The organism is Gemmatimonadota bacterium (genome assembly GCA_009692115.1).
Classification (GTDB): Bacteria; Gemmatimonadota; Gemmatimonadetes; order Gemmatimonadales; family GWC2-71-9; genus SHZU01.
The window spans coordinates 37,486-54,705 of record SHZU01000007.1 but is presented as its reverse complement, the minus strand read 5'-3'; the positions used below and the strand labels follow the sequence as shown (position 1 = coordinate 54,705).

The window sequence follows — 17,220 nt, the reverse complement described above, 5'->3', positions numbered from 1 at the left end:
CAGAGGAAGAACAGACCGCCGGATGCCGCCACCACCCAGAAGCCGATGTTGGTGATGCCGAGCCGGAGACGGCGACGGGCCAGGGCCATGGCCTCCGGGGTCACCGGGTCACCGCCTTGATCCAGCTGATCTCCAACTGGAACGGCCCGGCTCGCTGGTCCGCGATCAGAACCCCGACCGAGACGATCTTCTCCGCTGTCAGCAGCGGCAGGTTGGCCAGTCGCCGTCCGCGAAACGTCGGCACGAAGTCGTCGAAGGCCAGTTGGTACTCGCCCCACTCGCCCCGCCTCGGCATGAACGCGAGCTGGTACGTGGGTGCGTTGAAACCCGCCCCGGTTTGGACGGTAAACTGGTATCCCCGTCCGTCGCCGCGGACCCGGAGCACGAAGGTGTCGGAGCCCTCGAGCTTGTCTCGGAGCGGCGCCGAGCGCGCCGAGGCAAAGCCGCCCCGGTTCTCCAGCGAAACCACCCCGGAAAACACCGCGCCACCATCGGCGCCGAGTTGGAACTGGCTCGAGGAACGGCCGCCCATCACGTCATCGTTCACGATCCGCCAGGGAGGGGTTTTGGTCGGAGCCCGGAAGTCGTAGAGCATCCTACCGGCGGTATCGGCGGTCATCGTCAGGGCCAGTGAGGTTAACCAACACGCAATGATCATCGGGCCGAACGGAGCCAGGTTCGGAACGGCACGAGGTCGCGAAAGACTTGGGCGCCAAGACGCCGCAACTGCAGGGCATGGGCGGCGGCCGCTCGCCCGCCGCCGATGAGCGAGGTGCCCCGGGGCAACCCCCTGGCGAGGCGATCGAGCTCTTTGGCTGTCTCGGGACCGGCGACCTCGAGAACCAGGCTGATCGCCACGGCCCGGGCGCCGAGGGTCCGAGCGGCCGTGATGATGTCATTGGCGGGCAGGCTGGTGCCGAGATAGACAACCTTCCAGCCCTCGGTCGCGGCGCTCGCGGCAGCCAACATGGCGCCCAGCTCCACCAGTTGTCCGGTGGTCGTGGTCACGACGATGACCGGAGCGTCGGGCTCGACCGCCGCGCGTTCAACCAGCCACGCCAGGAGGCGACGGACCTCGATCGACGCCAGATGCTCCTGGGCCGGGGAGAGGTCGCCACCCGCCCAGCGGTCGCCGATCCGCCATAGGAGCGGCGCGATGAAATGATCGAGCATGGTCGGCACGCTCAGGTGGAGCGAGACCGTCTTGAGGATTCGCTCGAGACGGGCGGCATCCAACGCCTGAATCGCGTCGAAGGCCGTGGCGAGGTGCGAGGCGATCGCCCGCGTGGTTGCCTCAGCCAGCGCCGGAGCAGTGACCCTCGTGGCGGAATCGTCGGAACGCACCAGCTTCTCGAGCTCGCGCGGGGAGAGGCCGGCCACCGTCCCGATGCTCCGCCCGGCGATGATGGCGCGATGGAGCAGCTTGAGCCGCTCGACGTCGGCATCACTGTAAAGCCGCTGCCGGCCGCCGCTTCGCGACGGCTCCACCACCTGGTACCGGCGTTCCCAGGCCCGAAGCACGTCGGGGCTGAGGCCGGTGCGGGCGGTGACGACCCGGATCGGGTGTTTGGCGGTGGCGGGCACACTATCCATTCAGTAGCGGCCTATGAACCATAGTGGGCCAACTCCGTCAAGTCAATGTTTTGTCCAGCTATATACCTTGACAACAGATGAACGAAATTGTATTTTCCCCCCTTGGCTCATCTGAGGCCGACGAGTAGGCAAACCGATGGTTGGTTCATCCATACCCAAAGAAGGCACCATGACTGCTACAGCTACGATCCATCAGGACATCGTCGACATCGCCGTCGCCAACGGCTCGTTCAAGACCCTGGTGGCCGCGGTGGCCGCTGCCGGTCTGGTGGAGACCTTGAAGGGCGAGGGTCCGTTCACGGTCTTCGCGCCGACCGACGCGGCGTTTGCCAAATTGCCGGCGGGCACGGTCGAGGCCCTGCTCCAGGACCAAGCGAAGTTGACCGCCATTTTGACCTACCATGTCGTTCCGGGGACCGTTCTTGCGGCCGACGTGGTCAAGTTGACCTCGGCGACTACCGTGCAGGGCGGGACGGTCGCGATCGCGACGCGCGATGGTAAGGTGATGATCAACGGCGCCGAGGTTCTGGCGGCGGACGTGATGGCCTCGAACGGGGTCATTCACGTGATCGACTCGGTTCTGCTCCCGAGCTGAATCAGCTTCGGCGCAGAGGAAGAGGCGGCCCCAGCGAGGGCGGCCCCAGCGAGGGCGGCCCCTTTTTCCTATGAGACCTAACGGTTCGCCTCCACCAGAGTACGCTCAATGAAACGGACCTATCTGATTGTCGGCCATTCGAGCGGGATTGGGCTTGCCATGGCGAAGAACGCCTTGGCCCTGGGCCATGCGGTGATCGGTCTTTCCCGGCGGACATCCGGATTGTCGTCCCCGGACCTCATGGAAATCGGCGCCGATGTCTTGGAGGCGGATCTGGCGACGGTCGGCATTCCGGCCACCTTGGATGGCGTGGCCTATTGTCCCGGGAGCATCAACCTCAAACCATTCCGGAGTCTCCAGGAGTCCGACTTCCTCGCGGACTTCAAGATCTCCGCGCTTGGTGCGGTGCGAGTCCTTCAGGCGGCGGGCACCGCGCTCAAGGCCGGGCAGCACGCCGGGGTCGTCCTCTTCAGTACCGTCGCCGTCCAACAGGGGATGCCCTTCCATGCCTCGGTCGCCATGGCCAAGGGCGCGGTGGAGGGTTTGACCCGGTCGCTTGCCGCCGAATGGGCGCCCTCGGTTCGCGTCAACGCCCTGGCCCCATCCCTCACCCACACACCGTTGACCGCACGAATGCTCACCAACGAGGCCCGGATTCAGGCCAGTCGGGACCGGCATCCACTCAAGCAGATTGGTCAACCCGAAGACCTGGCCGGCGCCGCGTTGTTCTTGCTGAGCGACCAGGCCAAGTGGATCACGGGTCAAGTGTGGGCGGTTGACGGGGGGATGTCGGCGGTCCGGGTGTGACGCATGCCAGTTGTCCGCAGGCCGCGCGGCCGGATCGACCGTGCATCCTCATGCTGCGGAGTCACCTCGAGTAGGGCTGCTGGTCCTCACGGCCGGGGGCCCCGACCTCGCCACGACGGATCGCGGCCGCCCTGGCGGTCACCGCCTGCTTCTCGGCATCGGTCAGGCGGGCCACGTTCTTCACTTGCAGCGCCATGCGCGGGTTCCTGGCCAACGTCGATTCATGGCGCATCAGGAAGTCCCAGTACAAGGTGGTGAACGGGCACGCTCGGTCGCCGCTGCGGAGTGCGGGGTCGTAGCAGCAGGCCTTGCAGTGCGGGCTCATCCGCTGGATATACTTGCCGGTGGCGATGTAGGGCTTGCTGCCCATCACGCCGCCGTCGGCGTACTGGCTCATCCCCAGGGTGTTGGGCAACTCGACCCACTCCACTGCGTCGACATAAACCGCCAGGTACCAAGCGTGCACCTGCTTGGGCTGCACCCCCAGCATCAGCGCGTAGAGACCGGTGACCATCAACCGCTGGATGTGATTGGCGTAGCCGTACGCCAGCGTCTGGGTCAGCGCATCGCCGAGGCACGCCATGTCTGTGGCGCCGGTCCAGTACCAGGCGGGCAGATCTTCCGCCGCGCCAAGGGCGTTTCGCTCCCGGTACTCGGGCATCTGGGTCCAGTAGATGCCGCGCACGTATTCGCGCCACCCAAGAATCTGGCGGATGAAGCCCTCGACACTGGCCAGTGGCGCCTGCCCGTCGTGGTACGCCCGTTCGGCTGCAGCCACCACTTCGCGGGGGTTCAGCAGCTTCAGGTTGAGCGCGGCCGACAGGTGCGAATGGTACAGCCACGGGTCGCCCGGCCACATCGCGTCCTGGTAGCGCCCGAACAACGGCAGGCGCTCCGTGATGAAGGCGCGCAAGGACTTGAGCGCCTGCGCCCGGGTCACCGGCCAGTCGAAGCGGTCCAGCCGGCCGGGGTGCGGCGCGAAACGGGTATTGACCAGCGCGATCACCTCGCGAGTGACCGCATCGGGTTTGAAGGACCGGCGCGGCGGCACCTTACCCGGACCGGCAGCGCCGAAGGCCTCGCGGTTCTCGGCGTCGAAGTTCCATTGGCCGCCGAGGGGCTCACCGGCCTGCATCAGCACATCATGTCGCTTCCGCTGCTCGCGATAGAAGTACTCCATGCGGAGCGATTTGCGGCCTTTGGCATGGGCGGCGAAGTCGCGGACGCTACTGAAGAAGTGGCGGTCCTCGCGGACCTCCAGCGGCAGACGGTTGGACTTGGCCACGGCGTTGATCGCTTGCAGCACCCGCCAGTCGCCCGGTGCGGTCATCACCAGTCGGGCGGGCCGGAGGCGCTCGACGTCGGCCTGCAATTGGGCGCCCAGGGTGCCGCCGTTGCCGGCAGCATCCAGCCGGGTGTAGTGGAGCGGCCGGCCGGCAGCTTGCAGGGCCAGCGCGAAGTGCCGCATTGCCGCCAGGAACATGGCCGTTCGCGGTTTGCTCGACCACACGTGGGTCGACTCGTCAGCCACCTCGGCCATCCAGACGGCGTCGACACCCGCATCGAAGCCGTCGAACGCGGCGGCTTCGAGATCGAGCTGGTCACCCAAGACCACGATCAAGACGCGCAGTTCAGCCACGCGGCGCCTTGGCGTGACGACATGCCTTGGAGCAGTACTTCACGGCGGCCCAGTTTTTTGCCCACTTGCGACGCCAACTCATTGGCAAGCCGCACGCCACGCAGGGTTTGCTCGGCAACGCGGCTTTGTTGCCGCGGAACGAGCGGTTGCGCGGAGGCATGCCGACCAACTTAGCGAGGCCGCGCAGAGCGGTCCAGCTGAAATGCATGCCCAGTCCGCGGGACGGGCGTCAAGCTGGGACAGGCCGATGGCTCGGCCTTGGGCCTCGCGACGATCCACCTCGGGCACGCGGACCCCGGCCGGCCGGCGCTCCCCCGGAAAGGCCCCATGACTCTTCTTTATCGGCGCCAGGCGGCACCGATCTTCGGCGCAGGTGACATTCAGCGTGCCCCGGCCAGCAGGGCTAACGCGAGGACGGCCCTGGCCGACCAGGCCACAGTTCGGACCCAGTTCATCCGTACCAGCCTGCGGTGGGTCGCGACGTCGAACCCACCCTCAAGCCGTCGGTGGGCGGGTACCTGCCAGAAGCCGGTGCTCACCCAGATCAGCCCCAAGACGGAAAGCCCACCCCAAGCAAGGACGCCCCCCATCCGCCAGGCGAGGACGACGGCGCTCGCCAACTCGGCGACCATCGGCAGCGCAACGACCCAGCCGGTCCGGCGGGTGTGCCGCCGCTCGTATTCCACGAATCCGCTGTCGCCGACGTGCTGGAACAAAGGGTAGTGAACGATTTGCACGAACCAGATGACACCCAGCATGAACAACGTCGTCGCGCAGTGGACGAGCAGCAGCCAGGCGTTACCAGAGGATGGGGCCATCTGAGCGAAAGGGTTCGCTTGCCGGGTGGAGAGGAATCCGGTTCTCCGGCGCGGAGCTTCCCCTACAAGTGGTCGTTGTCGCGTCCGTCCCTGATCGCCGCCATTACCAGGCCGACGATGCAGACCCCCACTGGAATCGAAACCGCGACGCCCATGGCAAACAGCGCGAGGTCACTCACGTTGATCTCCGATCATCAGAAGAGCGACGGTGCCAAAGGAGAGAATCGACGGCACCCACAGACCGACGAAAGCGCCTTGCTCGCGGCTGCCGGTAAACCAGAGCGTGATGGACAACAGGAATGAGACGAACGCCGCCCCAAGGATGCCCAGCCCCGCACGAACTCGAAGCTTACGTCGCTGCATGTTGGGAACTCCCGAAGATGGTTTGGTCACGCCGGGGCCCGTCACAGGAAGGCCACAAGGCAAGACAGGCCGAGCAACGCCAACGCGGGCAGCGACTTCTTGATGGGATCGCGAACTTTGAGATGCATCGACACGGCACCGAGCATCAAGACCGCGGTCCCAAGTGCCGCCGGCCGAGAAACGGTCGGCCACCAGATCCCAGCCAAGAGCAGGATGGCCAAAGTGACTTTGGCGATCCCGACCGCGGTCACCGACCACGGAGGCAGTCCATAGGTGGCGAACTCCTCACGGAGCGTTTGGGCGTTTTGGCCGCGCCATGCGGTCGGCTTCCCGGCTCGCAAGACCCAGACATTGAGAAGCCCCAACGCGATGAGCACGCTGCTTCCGATTCCTAGGAACTCCATCCCTAACCTCCTTGTTGGTCCTGACCCGTTTGTCATACACCGGCCATGCTGTCCATGTGACATACAGGTACGTTGCACGCTTGTACTGGTTTTGTCAAGCAAATTGGTGGAGATGGGCCGGGTTTGAACCCGAGCTCGACCTTCGCGGCTGACCTTCCGCGTCAGTGCCGGCCCCGGCATCTTCCTCTTGTCGTGGGCATTGCGCTCGTCACCCTGGTGGTGGTGGGCATTGCCGTGTTCTGGCCCGGCGTGTTGTGGTCCCTCGTCGTCATCGGCCCGCTGATTGTCCACGGCGTCATCGACATGACCCAGACCCACCAAGCGGTCCGGCGGAACTTTCCGGTCATCGGCCACGGCCGCGCTCTCCTCGAAAAGATCCGGTCCGAGATCAACCAGTATTTCGTCGAGTCCACCAACGACGGAAAACCGTTCAGCCGGAACGATCACTCGGTGATGTACTAACGGGCCAAGGGTGAACTCGACACCCTGCCGTTCGGCACCCAGCGTGATGTCTACGCGGCCGGCTACGAATGGATCAACCACTCGCTGATGCCCACGACGCCAGACCACACGTCCGAACGGGTGTTGGTGGGTGGGCGGGCCGGCCTGCCGGGTGCCGTACTCCGCGTCGGTCTTCAGCGTCTCGGCGATGAGCTACGGCTCGCTGAGCAAGAACGCGGTACTGGCTCTCAACACCGGCGAGGTTGGCTTAAGCCCCTACCACCTCGGCCCTGGTGGTAACCTGATCTGGCAGATCGGGACCGGATACTTCAGCTGCCGCGACAAGCAGGGACGGTTCAACCCGGAGGAATTCTCCTGGCGAAAAAGCTGACGCCGGAGATCGTCGAGATCCGTGGCGTCGAACCGGGGAAAGACGTCATTTCCCCACCGGCCCACACCACATTCTCGACCCTGCTTGGGCTGGTCGAGTGCTTCCACCAGCTCCGCGAGGCGTCGGGCGGCAAGCCGGTCCCGGTGGCCCGGTATCACAAGGAGACGGTGAAAAGCTGCTTCGAGGTTCTCGGTACGGCGGGATTTACTCGTCTGTCGGACCTCAAGCCCTGGTACATCATGCGGCGGGTGACGGCGACCGAGATTCGCAACTACAGTGAGATCTATCCGGCCATCGAACCAGGGTCGCTGTTGGCGTCCGGCGTCACCGGGAGTCTGGCGCACGGCTGGGAGGCCGCCCGGCCCGACCGGTTTTGACCGGGGCCGAGCCGGCGGCGTTGCTCAAGGCGCGCCTCGAATCGGTCGGCCTGCGGCGGCCCCATCCGCCAGCTTACCACCATCCACAGTCACGACGCCGTTGACCACGACGTAGTCGAACCCTTCCGAGTACTGGGCCGGGTTGGCGTAGGTGGCTCGCTCGCGGACCCGGGCCAGATCGAACACCACGATGTCGGCGTCGGCGCCCGCCGAGAGCCGGCCCTTGCGGCGCATCACCGGCGCCGCCTTCACCAATCGCTCGGCCGGCATCAGGGTCATTTTCCGAATCGCTTCCATCAGCGTGAGATGGCGCCCCTCCCGGACGTACTCTCGGAGGAACTTGGCATAGGTACCCGCGCCCCGCGGATGGCCGCGACCGTCCAGGATCCCGCCGTCACTGCCGACCATCACCAGCGGATGCGTCAGCGCGGCGACGTTGGCCCCCTTGGTGACGAAGTGAATGACCACGCCGTCGGGCTTCCCGTCCTCGCGGTACTGCTTGAACGTTGCCTCGGTGAGCCGTTCGCCGGTCTTGACCAACTCGATGTCGGAATAGGTGATCGTCATCCGCTGCTGCCAGCCCGGGTCGAACACGGCGGATTCAAGCCCGGTCGAGCCGGCCTCCCACGGATATGCGTCGGCCATGACGTCGATGCCCCGAGCCCGGGCCCCCGAAATCAATTCGAGGGCGGTCTCGACCCCGCGCTGCACCACCGAGATCGAGTTCAAGTGAACGACCTGCGCGGAGACCCCCGTCGCGGCGGCGTCGGCGATGACCTCTTGAATACCTTTGACGCTGTTTTCCGGTGCCAGCGGACCGAGGAACCGGGTGTGCAAATGGGCCGGCACCCCGAACTCGGCGCCGAGCCGGAAGAGGGTGAGGACTTCCTCTTCAGAGGCCCCCGGCGTGTACTGGACTCCGAATCCGATCCCGACCGCGCCTTCCATGATGGCTTGGCGCGCGAGTTTGAGCATTTCGGCGAGTTGCAGGTCGGTGGCCGCTTTTTCCCGGTCGGTGATCCCGACAGCCGCCCGGAGCGCCGCGTGACCGACCGTGGTGCCGTAGTTGACCAGCATGCCGCCCCGGCCCAGGCTGTCGTACCACGCCGTCATGTTCACCGGGCCGCCGTGCATGCCGAGGATGCTGGTGACGCCGTCGGTCACTTTGTAGCGGCTGCCCTCGGGTGTGAATCCGCCGCTCAGGATGTCGATGAACCCGGGCGCGACGATCCGGCCGCGGGCGTCGATCACCCGCTTGCCGGTAATCGACGCGTCGGTGACGATGACCACGGTCGCGCCACGAATCCCGACGTTGGCGATCCGGTCGGTCCGGGTTTCGGGATCGATGACCCGGCCTCCGCGAATGACCAGATCGAACGGCGGTTCCTGCCCGGTGGTCGTGGAAGCGGCGCCGAACAGCAAGGCGGTGCTGAACAGAAGGACGACATTCATAGAGCCTCCGAAGGCAGAACCGACCGCTCAGGTGAGGGTTCGGAAACTTGAGGCTAACGGCGCAGCCGATTCGGCGGAAGGGGCCAGTCCAACCCCCGTTAGATTCCGCCGATGACGTTCCGTATTCTCGTAACCGACGGGATCGACCGCGAAGGCGCCGATCTCCTGCAGGGGGTTTCCGACTTCATCGTCGACGAACTCCCCACCCTTCCCGCTGAAGACCTGCTGGCCCGGATCGGCGACTACGACGCGATCGTCGGGCGAAGCGCCACCAAGATATCCGAACCCTTGCTCCGGGCCGGGCGGTGGGAGCGAGACAAGTTCCTCGGCGCCGAACTCAAGGGCCGGACCTAAGGTGTGGTCGGGCTGGGCCGGATCGGGGGCGAAATCACCACGCGGGCCCGCGCGTTCGGCATGAAGGTTCTGGCCTACGATCCCTATGTGTCCGAGGAGCGGTTCCTGGCGCTGGGCGCGGGCCGAATAGCGACGTTAGGCAGCCTCTGCGACGTGGCCGACATTGTCACGGTACATACCCCGCTGACCGACGAGACCCACGGCCTGGTCGGGGCGGTGGAATTGGCCCGGCTTCGGCCCGGCTCGATCGTCGCCAATTTGGCGCGGGGCGGCATCGTCGACGACGAGGCCCTCCGGGCGGCGTTGGAGCGCGGACATCCTCGGGGCGCGGCGCGCGACGTCATCACGTTAGGCGGCACGGTGGCCGCCGAGCATGGGATCGGCAAGGTCAAGGCAAAGTGGCTCCCGCTTCAATTCAGTGGCACCCAGCAGCGGATGCTCCGAGCCATCAAGCGGGAGTTCGATCCGGCCGGGTTGCTGGCGCCCGGCAACCTCCTCTGAGTCGGACGAAGCCGCTCCGGGGCCGGTGGGACGTCGAGCAACGTTCTACCTGGTTTTGGATCCGGGTTGATAGGTTCGCTCGGCGTGTTTCTCGACGTCTTCGCGGTAGAACAGAACGTCCTTGAATTGGCCTTGGGAGTACATCTTGGCCTGGTCGTAGAAATGGGGCGACGTGGGGTCGCCACTCACTCCGCCGGCCAAGACACTCTTGGCCCGGACCCGGGGCCCGAACTCGACGGCGGCGACGAAACTGTTGCCGCTGGTCCCGTACATCTTCTTGGTTCCGTAGAACCGGCTGCCGAACGACGCCAACGACCCCCACTGGGCCGACGCGAACCCCACCGGCAAGCTGGGCAACGAATCGTTGAACGGCTGCACGATGTCGCCCGATACCCGCTGGAACCGGTTCACCTCGCCCCACCCGGTCTTCCAGGTGCCGAAGTCCGCCTCCAGCTTCGTCACCGCCGTGACTAACGCGTCGAGACGCGCGGCGGCCGAGGCTTTCTTCGCGATGTAGTCGAACACCGATCCAGCTTCCGTGTCGTCGGCAGCCCGGGCCACCCGGACCATTTCCTGCCCCCAATATACCGCCACCGCCGTTGGCACCGAGGCCACTGAGAACCGGAGATTCCAGGACCGCAGGGAATCGATCGGCTCCTTGAGCTGGGCTTTGAGGGGTGACGACGACGCCAGCTGGTCATAGGCCTTGAACAACCCCGGCAAGATCGGCTCGAACCCGGTAAGGTACGAATCGTACGCCGCCTCGATCAGCGACTCGACCGTAAAGCCCTTCCGGTTCTCCAGCACCCGGACCGCGTGAACGCCGCGGGCGTTCTCCTCGTCGGGCGCCATGTAGGACGGATAGTCCTTTCGCCTGGGGCTGGCCGAACCCGAGACCGTGAACGGCGTCGAGTTGCAGTTCTGAATCCACCCGGTGGCTGGATTCCGCACCTGGATCATCTCGTCGAAGGTGTGGAGCCCCTGCCACTCGGTGGCGGGATCGCTGCCATCCACCACGCCGGCCCAGTTGAACTTGGGATCGCGCTTCGGCATGAAGTTGCCGTGGAAGTAGGCGATGGTGCCCGCCCCATCGGCAAACACCGTATTGTTCGAGGAATTGGTTTTGAGCTCCATGACGGTCTTGAACTCGTCATACCCACGGGCTTTGGTCCGGAGGAACGACTGCACCAACGCTTTTTCGTGCTCGACCATCAACGTGACGCTGATCCACTTTCCGCTTTCTTCCCGAATCACCGGCCCGTGGTGACTGAAATAGGCCGTGAACTCCCGCACGGCGGTGGAATCGCCGTCCCGGTATGCCAGCCGGATCTTCTTCTCGGTAAACGGGCGCACCTCGGTACCGTACCGATAGCCGGTAGCTCTATCGCCCCGGACCACGGTTTCAGCATATTCGTCGATGACGTCGGCGGCGCTCGAGGTGTGCATCCAGCCGCTGTGCTCGTTGAAACCCTGGTAGATGAAGAACTGGCCCCAGGTAACCGCGCCGTAGGCGTGGAGACCCGCTTCGCTCACCATCTGGACTTCGGGCCGGAAATAGAACGAGGTGTGGGGATTGATCATCAGCAGGGCATGACCCGTGGCGCTGTTGGCCGGGGCGATCGCAAAGCCGTTCGACCCGCGCGGCTCGAGGTCCTCCCCCGGCTCCACGGCGGCAACCGGCATCGGCGCCGTCCCGCCATAGAACGCTTCCAATCCGGGGAGTGAAATGCTCTCGATGTCGCCACCGATACTGCCTTCGCTGAACGCCAGGGCCATCCACGGTTCAAACCGGGTCAGCAACTTGGGCTTCACCGCCGGGTGGGTGTAGAGGTAGTAGTTGATGCCGTCGGCAAAGGCATCCATCAAGGCCTTGAGCCACCCGGGGCTCTTCTCGTATTCCTTCTTGACCTCGAGCGTGTCGATGAACAACCGCATCCGAAGATCGGAGAATAGCGCGGAGGGGCCTGCCACCTCGGCCAGCCGCCCCGTCGCCACGATGTAGTTGGTTTCGACCCGATTGAAGTCGTCTTCCGATTGGGCATACAACAGGCCGAACACCGCATCCGCATCGGTCTTGCCGTAGACGTGGGGAATCCCCCAGTTATCCCGAATGATCGTCACGTTCTTGGCGCGGGCCTCCCACCGGCCCAGGTCGGGATTCGCCGGTGCGGCGGGGGAGCAGGCGACGAGGAGGGCCAGGCACAGCAAGCGTGTTTTCATCGCCATACGTTACCGCTGTCTCGGGCCCCCGCGTAAGCCCGGGGCCTGGCACTGCGGCATCCGGAAGGCACCGATCCGCGTCGAATAGTTGGCGCTGTCCCTCTTGAGGTAGTCGCCGACGTACCATATCGTGCAGTCGTCGGCCGGGTCCATGGCCGTCTGCGTGTAGTCTTCCCATCGCATGGTGGTGGTTTGCGCGGCTTGGCCGGTCGCCAGCACGGTCTCTCGCAGAGTCAGACGCCCCTTTGGATCATTGGCCATCCGCCCCGCAAACCGCTGGCCGGCAAAGTGGGGCGTCCCGCCGAACGAATATCCGATCCCGATGTTGCCCTTTCGGTCCATGGCCGGACTCGCCATCCAGCGATAGAACCGGTCCGGCGCATAGGTTCCTTGCTGATAGAGACCCACATTGCGGGCTTCGTCCAGGCGAAACTCGTACCACCGGACCCCGCCACCACCCGCCCGGGTGTTGACCGAGTGGACGGCCACGATCGACTCCTGCTTGCCGATCCGGCGATAGACCACCCGGGCCATCAGTTTATCACCCTGGGCATCGAGCCGCCGGTCGGTCCCGGGTTGCGGCACGCAGTCGGTGAGTTGGCCGTCGCAGAGGTAGTGATACCGGGCGACCGGAATCTTGGTGGGACCGGTCACTGTTGTTTTGGTCGAGTCCTCCCAGTCGACGTGGAAAGTCCAGGCGTAGACCCCGTCGTCCTCCATGATCTCGTTTAACTGGGCCCCGCCGGCCGCCAACATGATATTCGGCGCTCCGGGCGGCGGAAGTTCCTGGCCATCAAGATCGGCGTTGTTGAGGAAATTGACCCCGTCGATGATCACGCACTGTTCTTTGGCGTCGCCACCGACCAGCATCTTGGCCCGTTCCACCACGCAGGCATGTTTCTGGATCACCTCGTCGCCGGTACTGGTCGGCACATAGTATCCGTCCGGCCAGACCGCCGGCCGCGGATAGTCAGGAAAGAGCGCCCGCGGAAACTCGTACCGATAGTAAGGCCCCATCGGATCAGTCCCGGTACTGATCGCATAGCACATCGCGAAGCTCGTTCTCGGCACTCGGCCCTCGGCGCTCGGCATTCGAGTGCCGAGGGCCGAGTCCTGAGTGCCGAGCAGTACGGCTGAGCCGGGTTGAGGGGCGGATCGGAGCAGGTGCTTTGAAAAAATCGGCATAACGATCAACCAGCGGCCGGCGAGTTGGTCATAGCGAGCCACCGCGTCGCCATTGTTCTGGGTCTCGCAGGGGCCGCCGAAATGTCGGAAGAGGGCCCTGGTCTCGACCGGCCCGTAGAGGGGGGTGCCGGTTTTGGTGAAGATCGCGAGCCGAGTATTGATGATCTGCATAACGTGATCAGGGCCGACGGCCAGACTGTTGTCAGAAGGGTTCCGCTGGGTCGAGATCCCTTGGGGACCGACGAAGCCGGCCCCGAGGCCATCGAAGCTCGCGATCAGCGCCGGCGGCGGTTTGGCGCCTGGCCTGGTCTGCTCGACCATCACGGCCGGGGTGCCGAGGACGATCAAGAGCATCGCTTTGAGAGTTCGAGTCATGGCTGAGGATAGGCCCCGCGCCGAATTGAAGCGAGGGGAGCCCAGGCCACCGTCACCATTACATCCGGGTATTATTGACAATACAATAATACCCGGATACAATAGCCGCCGATGCCTCTACTATCCGACCGTCTGGCCATCGCGTTCGAGGGTCCCCGCTGCGTCGCGGATGGGCCGCTGCCCGACGTGGCGCTCGCTGTCAAGAAGATCCTGGCCCGGGGTAGCCGGGGCGAGATCTTGGTCTTCGACCGAGTGACCAGTACGCCGATCGATCTCGATCTGAGCGGTACCGACGCCAACGTCCTGAGCCGGCTCGAGCTGCCGAAGCGGAGTCCGGGCCGCCCCAAACTCGGGGTGGTGCCGCGGGAGGTTACCCTGCTGCCCAGGCATTGGGACTGGCTCCACGACCAACCCGGTGGGGCTTCGGTCACCCTCCGGAAGCTGGTCGACCAGGCCCGCCAGAACACGGTCGATGCCGAACGGATTCGGAAAGCCCGCGAATCGGCGTGCCGGTTCTTGACCGACATGGCCGGCGACCGGCCCGGTTTTGAAGAGGCGCTCCGGGCCCTCTTTGCCGGCGACCGGGCCCGGTTCGAGCAACTCGTGGACCGGTGGCCGAACGACATCAAAGCCCACGCGAGGACGCTTGGGGCGGAGGCCATGCCATGCACGACTTGACCGAAGGCCCGGTTTGGGGTCACCTGATCCGCCTCGCGGTGCCACTCGCCGCCGGGATGCTGTTTCAGACGCTCTATTACCTGGTCGATCTCTACTTCGTCTCGCAACTCGGCGACGCGGTCATCGCCGGCGTCAGCGCGGCCGGCAACGTCCAGTTCATCGTGATGGCGCTGACCCAGATCCTGGGCGTCGGGACGATGGCCTTGATTGCCCACGCCATCGGCCGGAAGGACCGAGCCGACGCCAACCTGATCTTCAATCAGAGTCTGGTCCTGGCCGCGGTAGCCGCGGCCGCCACGCTGGTGGGTGGGTACGCGTTGGCAAGCGTCTACATGAAGGAGCTCGGCGCCAATGCCGCCACCGCCGCGGCCGGCACCGAATACCTCCATTGGTTTCTGCCTGGCCTGGCGCTCCAGTTCGCCATGGTGACCATGGGCTCCGCGCTTCGTGGCACCGGGATCGTCAAGCCGGCCATGGTGGTCCAAATGCTGACGGTACTGATCAACGCCGTGTTGGCTCCGATCCTGATTGCCGGGTGGCTCACCGGGGTTCCCCTCGGCGTGGCCGGAGCGGGGCTCGCCACCTCGATTGCCATCGCCATCGGCGTCGCTCTGATGTGGTTCTACTTCGTCAGGCTCGAGAAGGCCGTGGCCTTCGACGCCGGGATGTTCCGGCCCCGGCTCGAGGCCTGGAAGCGGATTCTCCGGATCGGCCTTCCGCCGGGTGGTGAATTCGCCCTGATGTTCGTGTTCATGGGAGTGGTCTACTGGATCATCCGAAATTTCGGGCCCGAAGCCCAGGCCGGTTACGGTCTGGGATCGCGCGTCATGCAGGCCATCTTCCTCCCTGCTATGGCGATTGCGTTCGCCACCGCGCCATTGGCCGGCCAGAATTTCGGAGCGGGCAAGTTCGAGCGCGTCAAGGAAACCTTCCGCGCCTCGATGATCTTGGGCTCGATCATCATGGCCGGGCTGACCCTGCTCTGTCAGTGGCAGCCCGAGTGGTTCTTTCACGGGTTCACCAACGAGGCCGCCGTCATCGGCGTCGGCGCTCAATTTCTTCAGTACGTCTCGTGGAACTTCGTGGCGTCCGGCCTGATCTTTACCTGCTCGGGCATGTTCCAAGCCCTCGGCAACACATTGCCGGCGTTGCTGAGCAGTACGTCCCGCCTGTTCATCTTCGCGATCCCGGCGGTCTGGATGTCGGGCCGCCCGGGATTCGAATTGCGGCACCTCTGGATTCTCTCGGTGTCGACGACGGCGGTCCAGGCCCTCGTCAGCTACGGGCTGCTCCGCCGGGAATTGCGGCACCGGCTCACGATCGGCTAGCGGCGGACCTATATTGGGGTCGGCACCCATGACCGCTTCCCAGCCACCCGTCGATCTCGCCTTCCGGCCCACCAGTTATTGGGACCCGGCCAGCGCCGAGAGCGCCATCCTGCTCAATGTGAAGGGTGACCTCCGGCGCCAGATGATCCGCGATTTCATCACCGGTCAGACCGGTCACCTCGGGGAGCTCGACCCCGAGCTGCTCGAGGCCGAACTCGATGATGAGACCCGGAACAACCTCGGCGCCAACGACCCCCGGTGGCTCGGCGGCGAGTACCTTCCGGATTATTTACCCGGCGAAGTCGAGATCGCGCGGCTGGTGCTGGAGTCAACTACCCGGGACGTTTATTCGGTCCGGGCTCGCCGGCGCACTCGCGGCATCAAGTACCGGGTGGTCGATGAGTACGATACGGTGTTCACGCTGACCCGCCGGTCGTCGGTGCGCCCGCTCCGGCTCGGTGAATTGATCGAACTGATCGAATCAACGGCGGTCGATGGCGCCGACCGAACCGAGAGCTTCACCGACGAGTTTCGGGATGCGGCGGCGGAGGATACCGAATCATTGGAGGAATCAGCCGATTTCATTCACGTCGAGTCTGACCTCTATCCGGAGTTGGCGCGGTGGTCGGCCTGGAAAGCGGCGGATTGGATCGACCGGCGGATTGCCGTCGACGACGTCACCGGATAGCGACCGGTCGAACTCGGCGGATCGCGGCGTAGTTCAGCAGGCAGATGCCCGCCGAGTGGGCGAGGTACAAGACCCGGCCTCGGGTCAGCCGTTCCGGGTAGTTCGGATCGGTGGCCCAAACCACCAACGTCCAGATCAACCCCACCAATCCGACGGCCGCCGCAACGAGCAGGAGCTTGATCCCGAATCCGCGACCGGTCACCGTTGCCCATCGGACCAAATTGATCGGCGTGACGAGGAGCAAGATGCCCATCGCTCCGGCCAGGGCCAGGAACATCACGAACGCGGAACCGCTCGGACCGGTAGGATCCTGGATCGCATACCAGCCGGTCAGCATCAGGCCGGCAAAGGCCGTCGCCACCGCAACCCTCATGAGCACTCCTTGAAGACCTTTCGCCCGTGAACGTGCTCGAACCGCGCTGGCAGCAAACCTGGCGCGATCTCGGCTTGCCACAACCGGCCCCGGCCGTATTTGACCGACTCCTGGCCCGATATCGGGAGTCCCATCGGGCCTATCACACGGTCCAACACCTCGAGGAATGTTTGGCGCTGCTCGACGAACTCCGTTCGATGGCCCATGAGCCGGCGATCATCGAACTGGCCCTCTGGTATCATGACGCGGTGTACTGGCCCCGCCGCTCGGACAACGAGGCGGCCAGCGCCGCCCTGGCCAGCACCGACCTCGACGTGGTCGGTGCGCCGGGTTCGCTGATCGAGGCGGTGTCGGCCATGATTCTGGCCACGACCCACCAAGCTGCGCCACCTCCTGGGGACACGGGGATCTTGATCGATATCGACCTCGCCATTCTGGGCGCGGAGCCGGCCCGTTTTGCGCAGTATGAGCGCCAGATCCGGAGCGAATACTCCTGGGTACCGGAATTCCTGTTCCGGCGAAGGCGGGCCGCGGTGCTCGCGGGGTTCTTGGCCCGCCCGGAGATCTACCAGACCCCGTTGCTCCACACCCGGCTTGAGAAGCGGGCCCGCCAGAATCTCGCGGCCGTGGTCACATAG

19 protein-coding genes and 1 pseudogene are annotated in these 17,220 nt (G+C 65.1%); 9 read left to right on the top strand and 11 right to left on the bottom strand.

The window, feature by feature from the left end:
* Window positions 1-100: 100 nt before the first annotated feature.
* Both EXR94_09590 and EXR94_09585 read right to left on the bottom strand, forming a co-directional pair.
* The gene (locus EXR94_09590) at window positions 101-658 is read right to left on the bottom strand and encodes a CIA30 family protein (GenBank protein ID MSR02970.1); all 558 of its coding nucleotides are present in this window, start codon (window positions 656-658) and stop codon (window positions 101-103) included.
* A complete protein-coding gene (locus EXR94_09585; protein MSR02969.1) occupies window positions 655-1,593 on the bottom strand; it encodes a MerR family transcriptional regulator in 939 nt (312 codons plus the stop codon). Before EXR94_09585 ends, EXR94_09590 begins: the two co-directional genes overlap by 4 nt.
* 136 nt (window positions 1,594-1,729) lie before the next feature.
* Here EXR94_09585 and EXR94_09580 point away from each other — a divergent pair, with 136 nt between their 5' ends.
* The gene (locus EXR94_09580; GenBank protein ID MSR02968.1) at window positions 1,730-2,188 is read left to right on the top strand and encodes a fasciclin domain-containing protein; all 459 of its coding nucleotides are present in this window, start codon (window positions 1,730-1,732) and stop codon (window positions 2,186-2,188) included.
* Between the two features lie 108 nt (window positions 2,189-2,296).
* The gene (locus EXR94_09575) at window positions 2,297-2,995 is read left to right on the top strand and encodes an SDR family oxidoreductase (protein MSR02967.1); all 699 of its coding nucleotides are present in this window, start codon (window positions 2,297-2,299) and stop codon (window positions 2,993-2,995) included.
* A 61-nt stretch (window positions 2,996-3,056) separates the two neighbouring features.
* Here the strand turns inward: EXR94_09575 and EXR94_09570 are convergent, their stop codons facing one another.
* From EXR94_09570 to EXR94_09550, 5 genes are all read right to left on the bottom strand, one after another.
* Window positions 3,057-4,634 (bottom strand): cryptochrome/photolyase family protein, encoded by a 1,578-nt coding sequence (locus tag EXR94_09570; protein ID MSR02966.1) that lies wholly within the window; start codon window positions 4,632-4,634, stop codon window positions 3,057-3,059.
* Window positions 4,627-4,794 (bottom strand): DUF2256 domain-containing protein, encoded by a 168-nt coding sequence (locus EXR94_09565; GenBank protein MSR02965.1) that lies wholly within the window; start codon window positions 4,792-4,794, stop codon window positions 4,627-4,629. Before EXR94_09565 ends, EXR94_09570 begins: the two co-directional genes overlap by 8 nt.
* Before the next feature lie 220 nt (window positions 4,795-5,014).
* Window positions 5,015-5,452 (bottom strand): hypothetical protein, encoded by a 438-nt coding sequence (locus EXR94_09560; protein MSR02964.1) that lies wholly within the window; start codon window positions 5,450-5,452, stop codon window positions 5,015-5,017.
* 171 nt (window positions 5,453-5,623) lie between these two features.
* Window positions 5,624-5,815, bottom strand: a complete 192-nt coding sequence (locus EXR94_09555) for a hypothetical protein (protein MSR02963.1) — start codon at window positions 5,813-5,815, stop codon at window positions 5,624-5,626.
* A gap of 41 nt (window positions 5,816-5,856) precedes the next feature.
* The gene (locus EXR94_09550) at window positions 5,857-6,219 is read right to left on the bottom strand and encodes a DoxX family protein (GenBank protein MSR02962.1); all 363 of its coding nucleotides are present in this window, start codon (window positions 6,217-6,219) and stop codon (window positions 5,857-5,859) included.
* A gap of 192 nt (window positions 6,220-6,411) precedes the next feature.
* Between EXR94_09550 and EXR94_09545 the strand changes: the two are divergent.
* A pseudogene (locus EXR94_09545) lies at window positions 6,412-7,428 on the top strand (hypothetical protein).
* A 24-nt stretch (window positions 7,429-7,452) separates the two neighbouring features.
* Here EXR94_09545 and EXR94_09540 read toward each other — a convergent pair.
* Window positions 7,453-8,880 carry a D-glutamate deacylase gene (locus EXR94_09540; GenBank protein ID MSR02961.1) on the bottom strand — a complete coding sequence of 476 codons (1,428 nt, stop codon included), beginning with the start codon at window positions 8,878-8,880 and terminating at the stop codon, window positions 7,453-7,455.
* Between the two features lie 111 nt (window positions 8,881-8,991).
* Here EXR94_09540 and EXR94_09535 point away from each other — a divergent pair, with 111 nt between their 5' ends.
* Both EXR94_09535 and EXR94_09530 read left to right on the top strand, forming a co-directional pair.
* On the top strand, window positions 8,992-9,234 hold the full coding sequence (locus EXR94_09535; protein MSR02960.1) for a hypothetical protein: 243 nt from the start codon (window positions 8,992-8,994) through the stop codon (window positions 9,232-9,234).
* 3 nt (window positions 9,235-9,237) lie between these two features.
* Entirely contained in the window at window positions 9,238-9,735 is a 498-nt protein-coding gene (locus EXR94_09530; protein MSR02959.1) for a hypothetical protein, read from the top strand.
* A gap of 45 nt (window positions 9,736-9,780) precedes the next feature.
* Here the strand turns inward: EXR94_09530 and EXR94_09525 are convergent, their stop codons facing one another.
* A complete protein-coding gene (locus tag EXR94_09525; GenBank protein ID MSR02958.1) occupies window positions 9,781-11,961 on the bottom strand; it encodes an acylase in 2,181 nt (726 codons plus the stop codon).
* A gap of 3 nt (window positions 11,962-11,964) precedes the next feature.
* The gene (locus tag EXR94_09520) at window positions 11,965-13,515 is read right to left on the bottom strand and encodes a hypothetical protein (GenBank protein MSR02957.1); all 1,551 of its coding nucleotides are present in this window, start codon (window positions 13,513-13,515) and stop codon (window positions 11,965-11,967) included.
* Window positions 13,516-13,626: 111 nt separating this feature from the next.
* Between EXR94_09520 and EXR94_09515 the strand changes: the two genes are divergently transcribed.
* The 3 genes from EXR94_09515 to EXR94_09505 are packed head-to-tail and all read left to right on the top strand — an operon-like array spanning window position 13,627 to window position 16,209.
* On the top strand, window positions 13,627-14,193 hold the full coding sequence (locus EXR94_09515; GenBank protein ID MSR02956.1) for a DUF2239 family protein: 567 nt from the start codon (window positions 13,627-13,629) through the stop codon (window positions 14,191-14,193).
* Window positions 14,181-15,521: an MATE family efflux transporter gene (locus tag EXR94_09510; GenBank protein ID MSR02955.1), complete on the top strand. Its 1,341-nt coding sequence runs from the start codon at window positions 14,181-14,183 to the stop codon at window positions 15,519-15,521. The genes EXR94_09515 and EXR94_09510 overlap by 13 nt, the downstream gene beginning before the upstream one ends.
* Before the next feature lie 28 nt (window positions 15,522-15,549).
* Window positions 15,550-16,209 carry a hypothetical protein gene (locus EXR94_09505; protein MSR02954.1) on the top strand — a complete coding sequence of 220 codons (660 nt, stop codon included), beginning with the start codon at window positions 15,550-15,552 and terminating at the stop codon, window positions 16,207-16,209.
* Here the strand turns inward: EXR94_09505 and EXR94_09500 are convergent.
* Window positions 16,199-16,582: a hypothetical protein gene (locus EXR94_09500; protein ID MSR02953.1), complete on the bottom strand. Its 384-nt coding sequence runs from the start codon at window positions 16,580-16,582 to the stop codon at window positions 16,199-16,201. The two genes, EXR94_09505 and EXR94_09500, sit on opposite strands and share 11 nt — an antisense overlap.
* A gap of 26 nt (window positions 16,583-16,608) precedes the next feature.
* Between EXR94_09500 and EXR94_09495 the strand changes: the two genes are divergently transcribed.
* Complete coding sequence (locus EXR94_09495; GenBank protein ID MSR02952.1) at window positions 16,609-17,220, top strand: N-methyl-D-aspartate receptor NMDAR2C subunit; 612 nt, start codon at window positions 16,609-16,611, stop codon at window positions 17,218-17,220.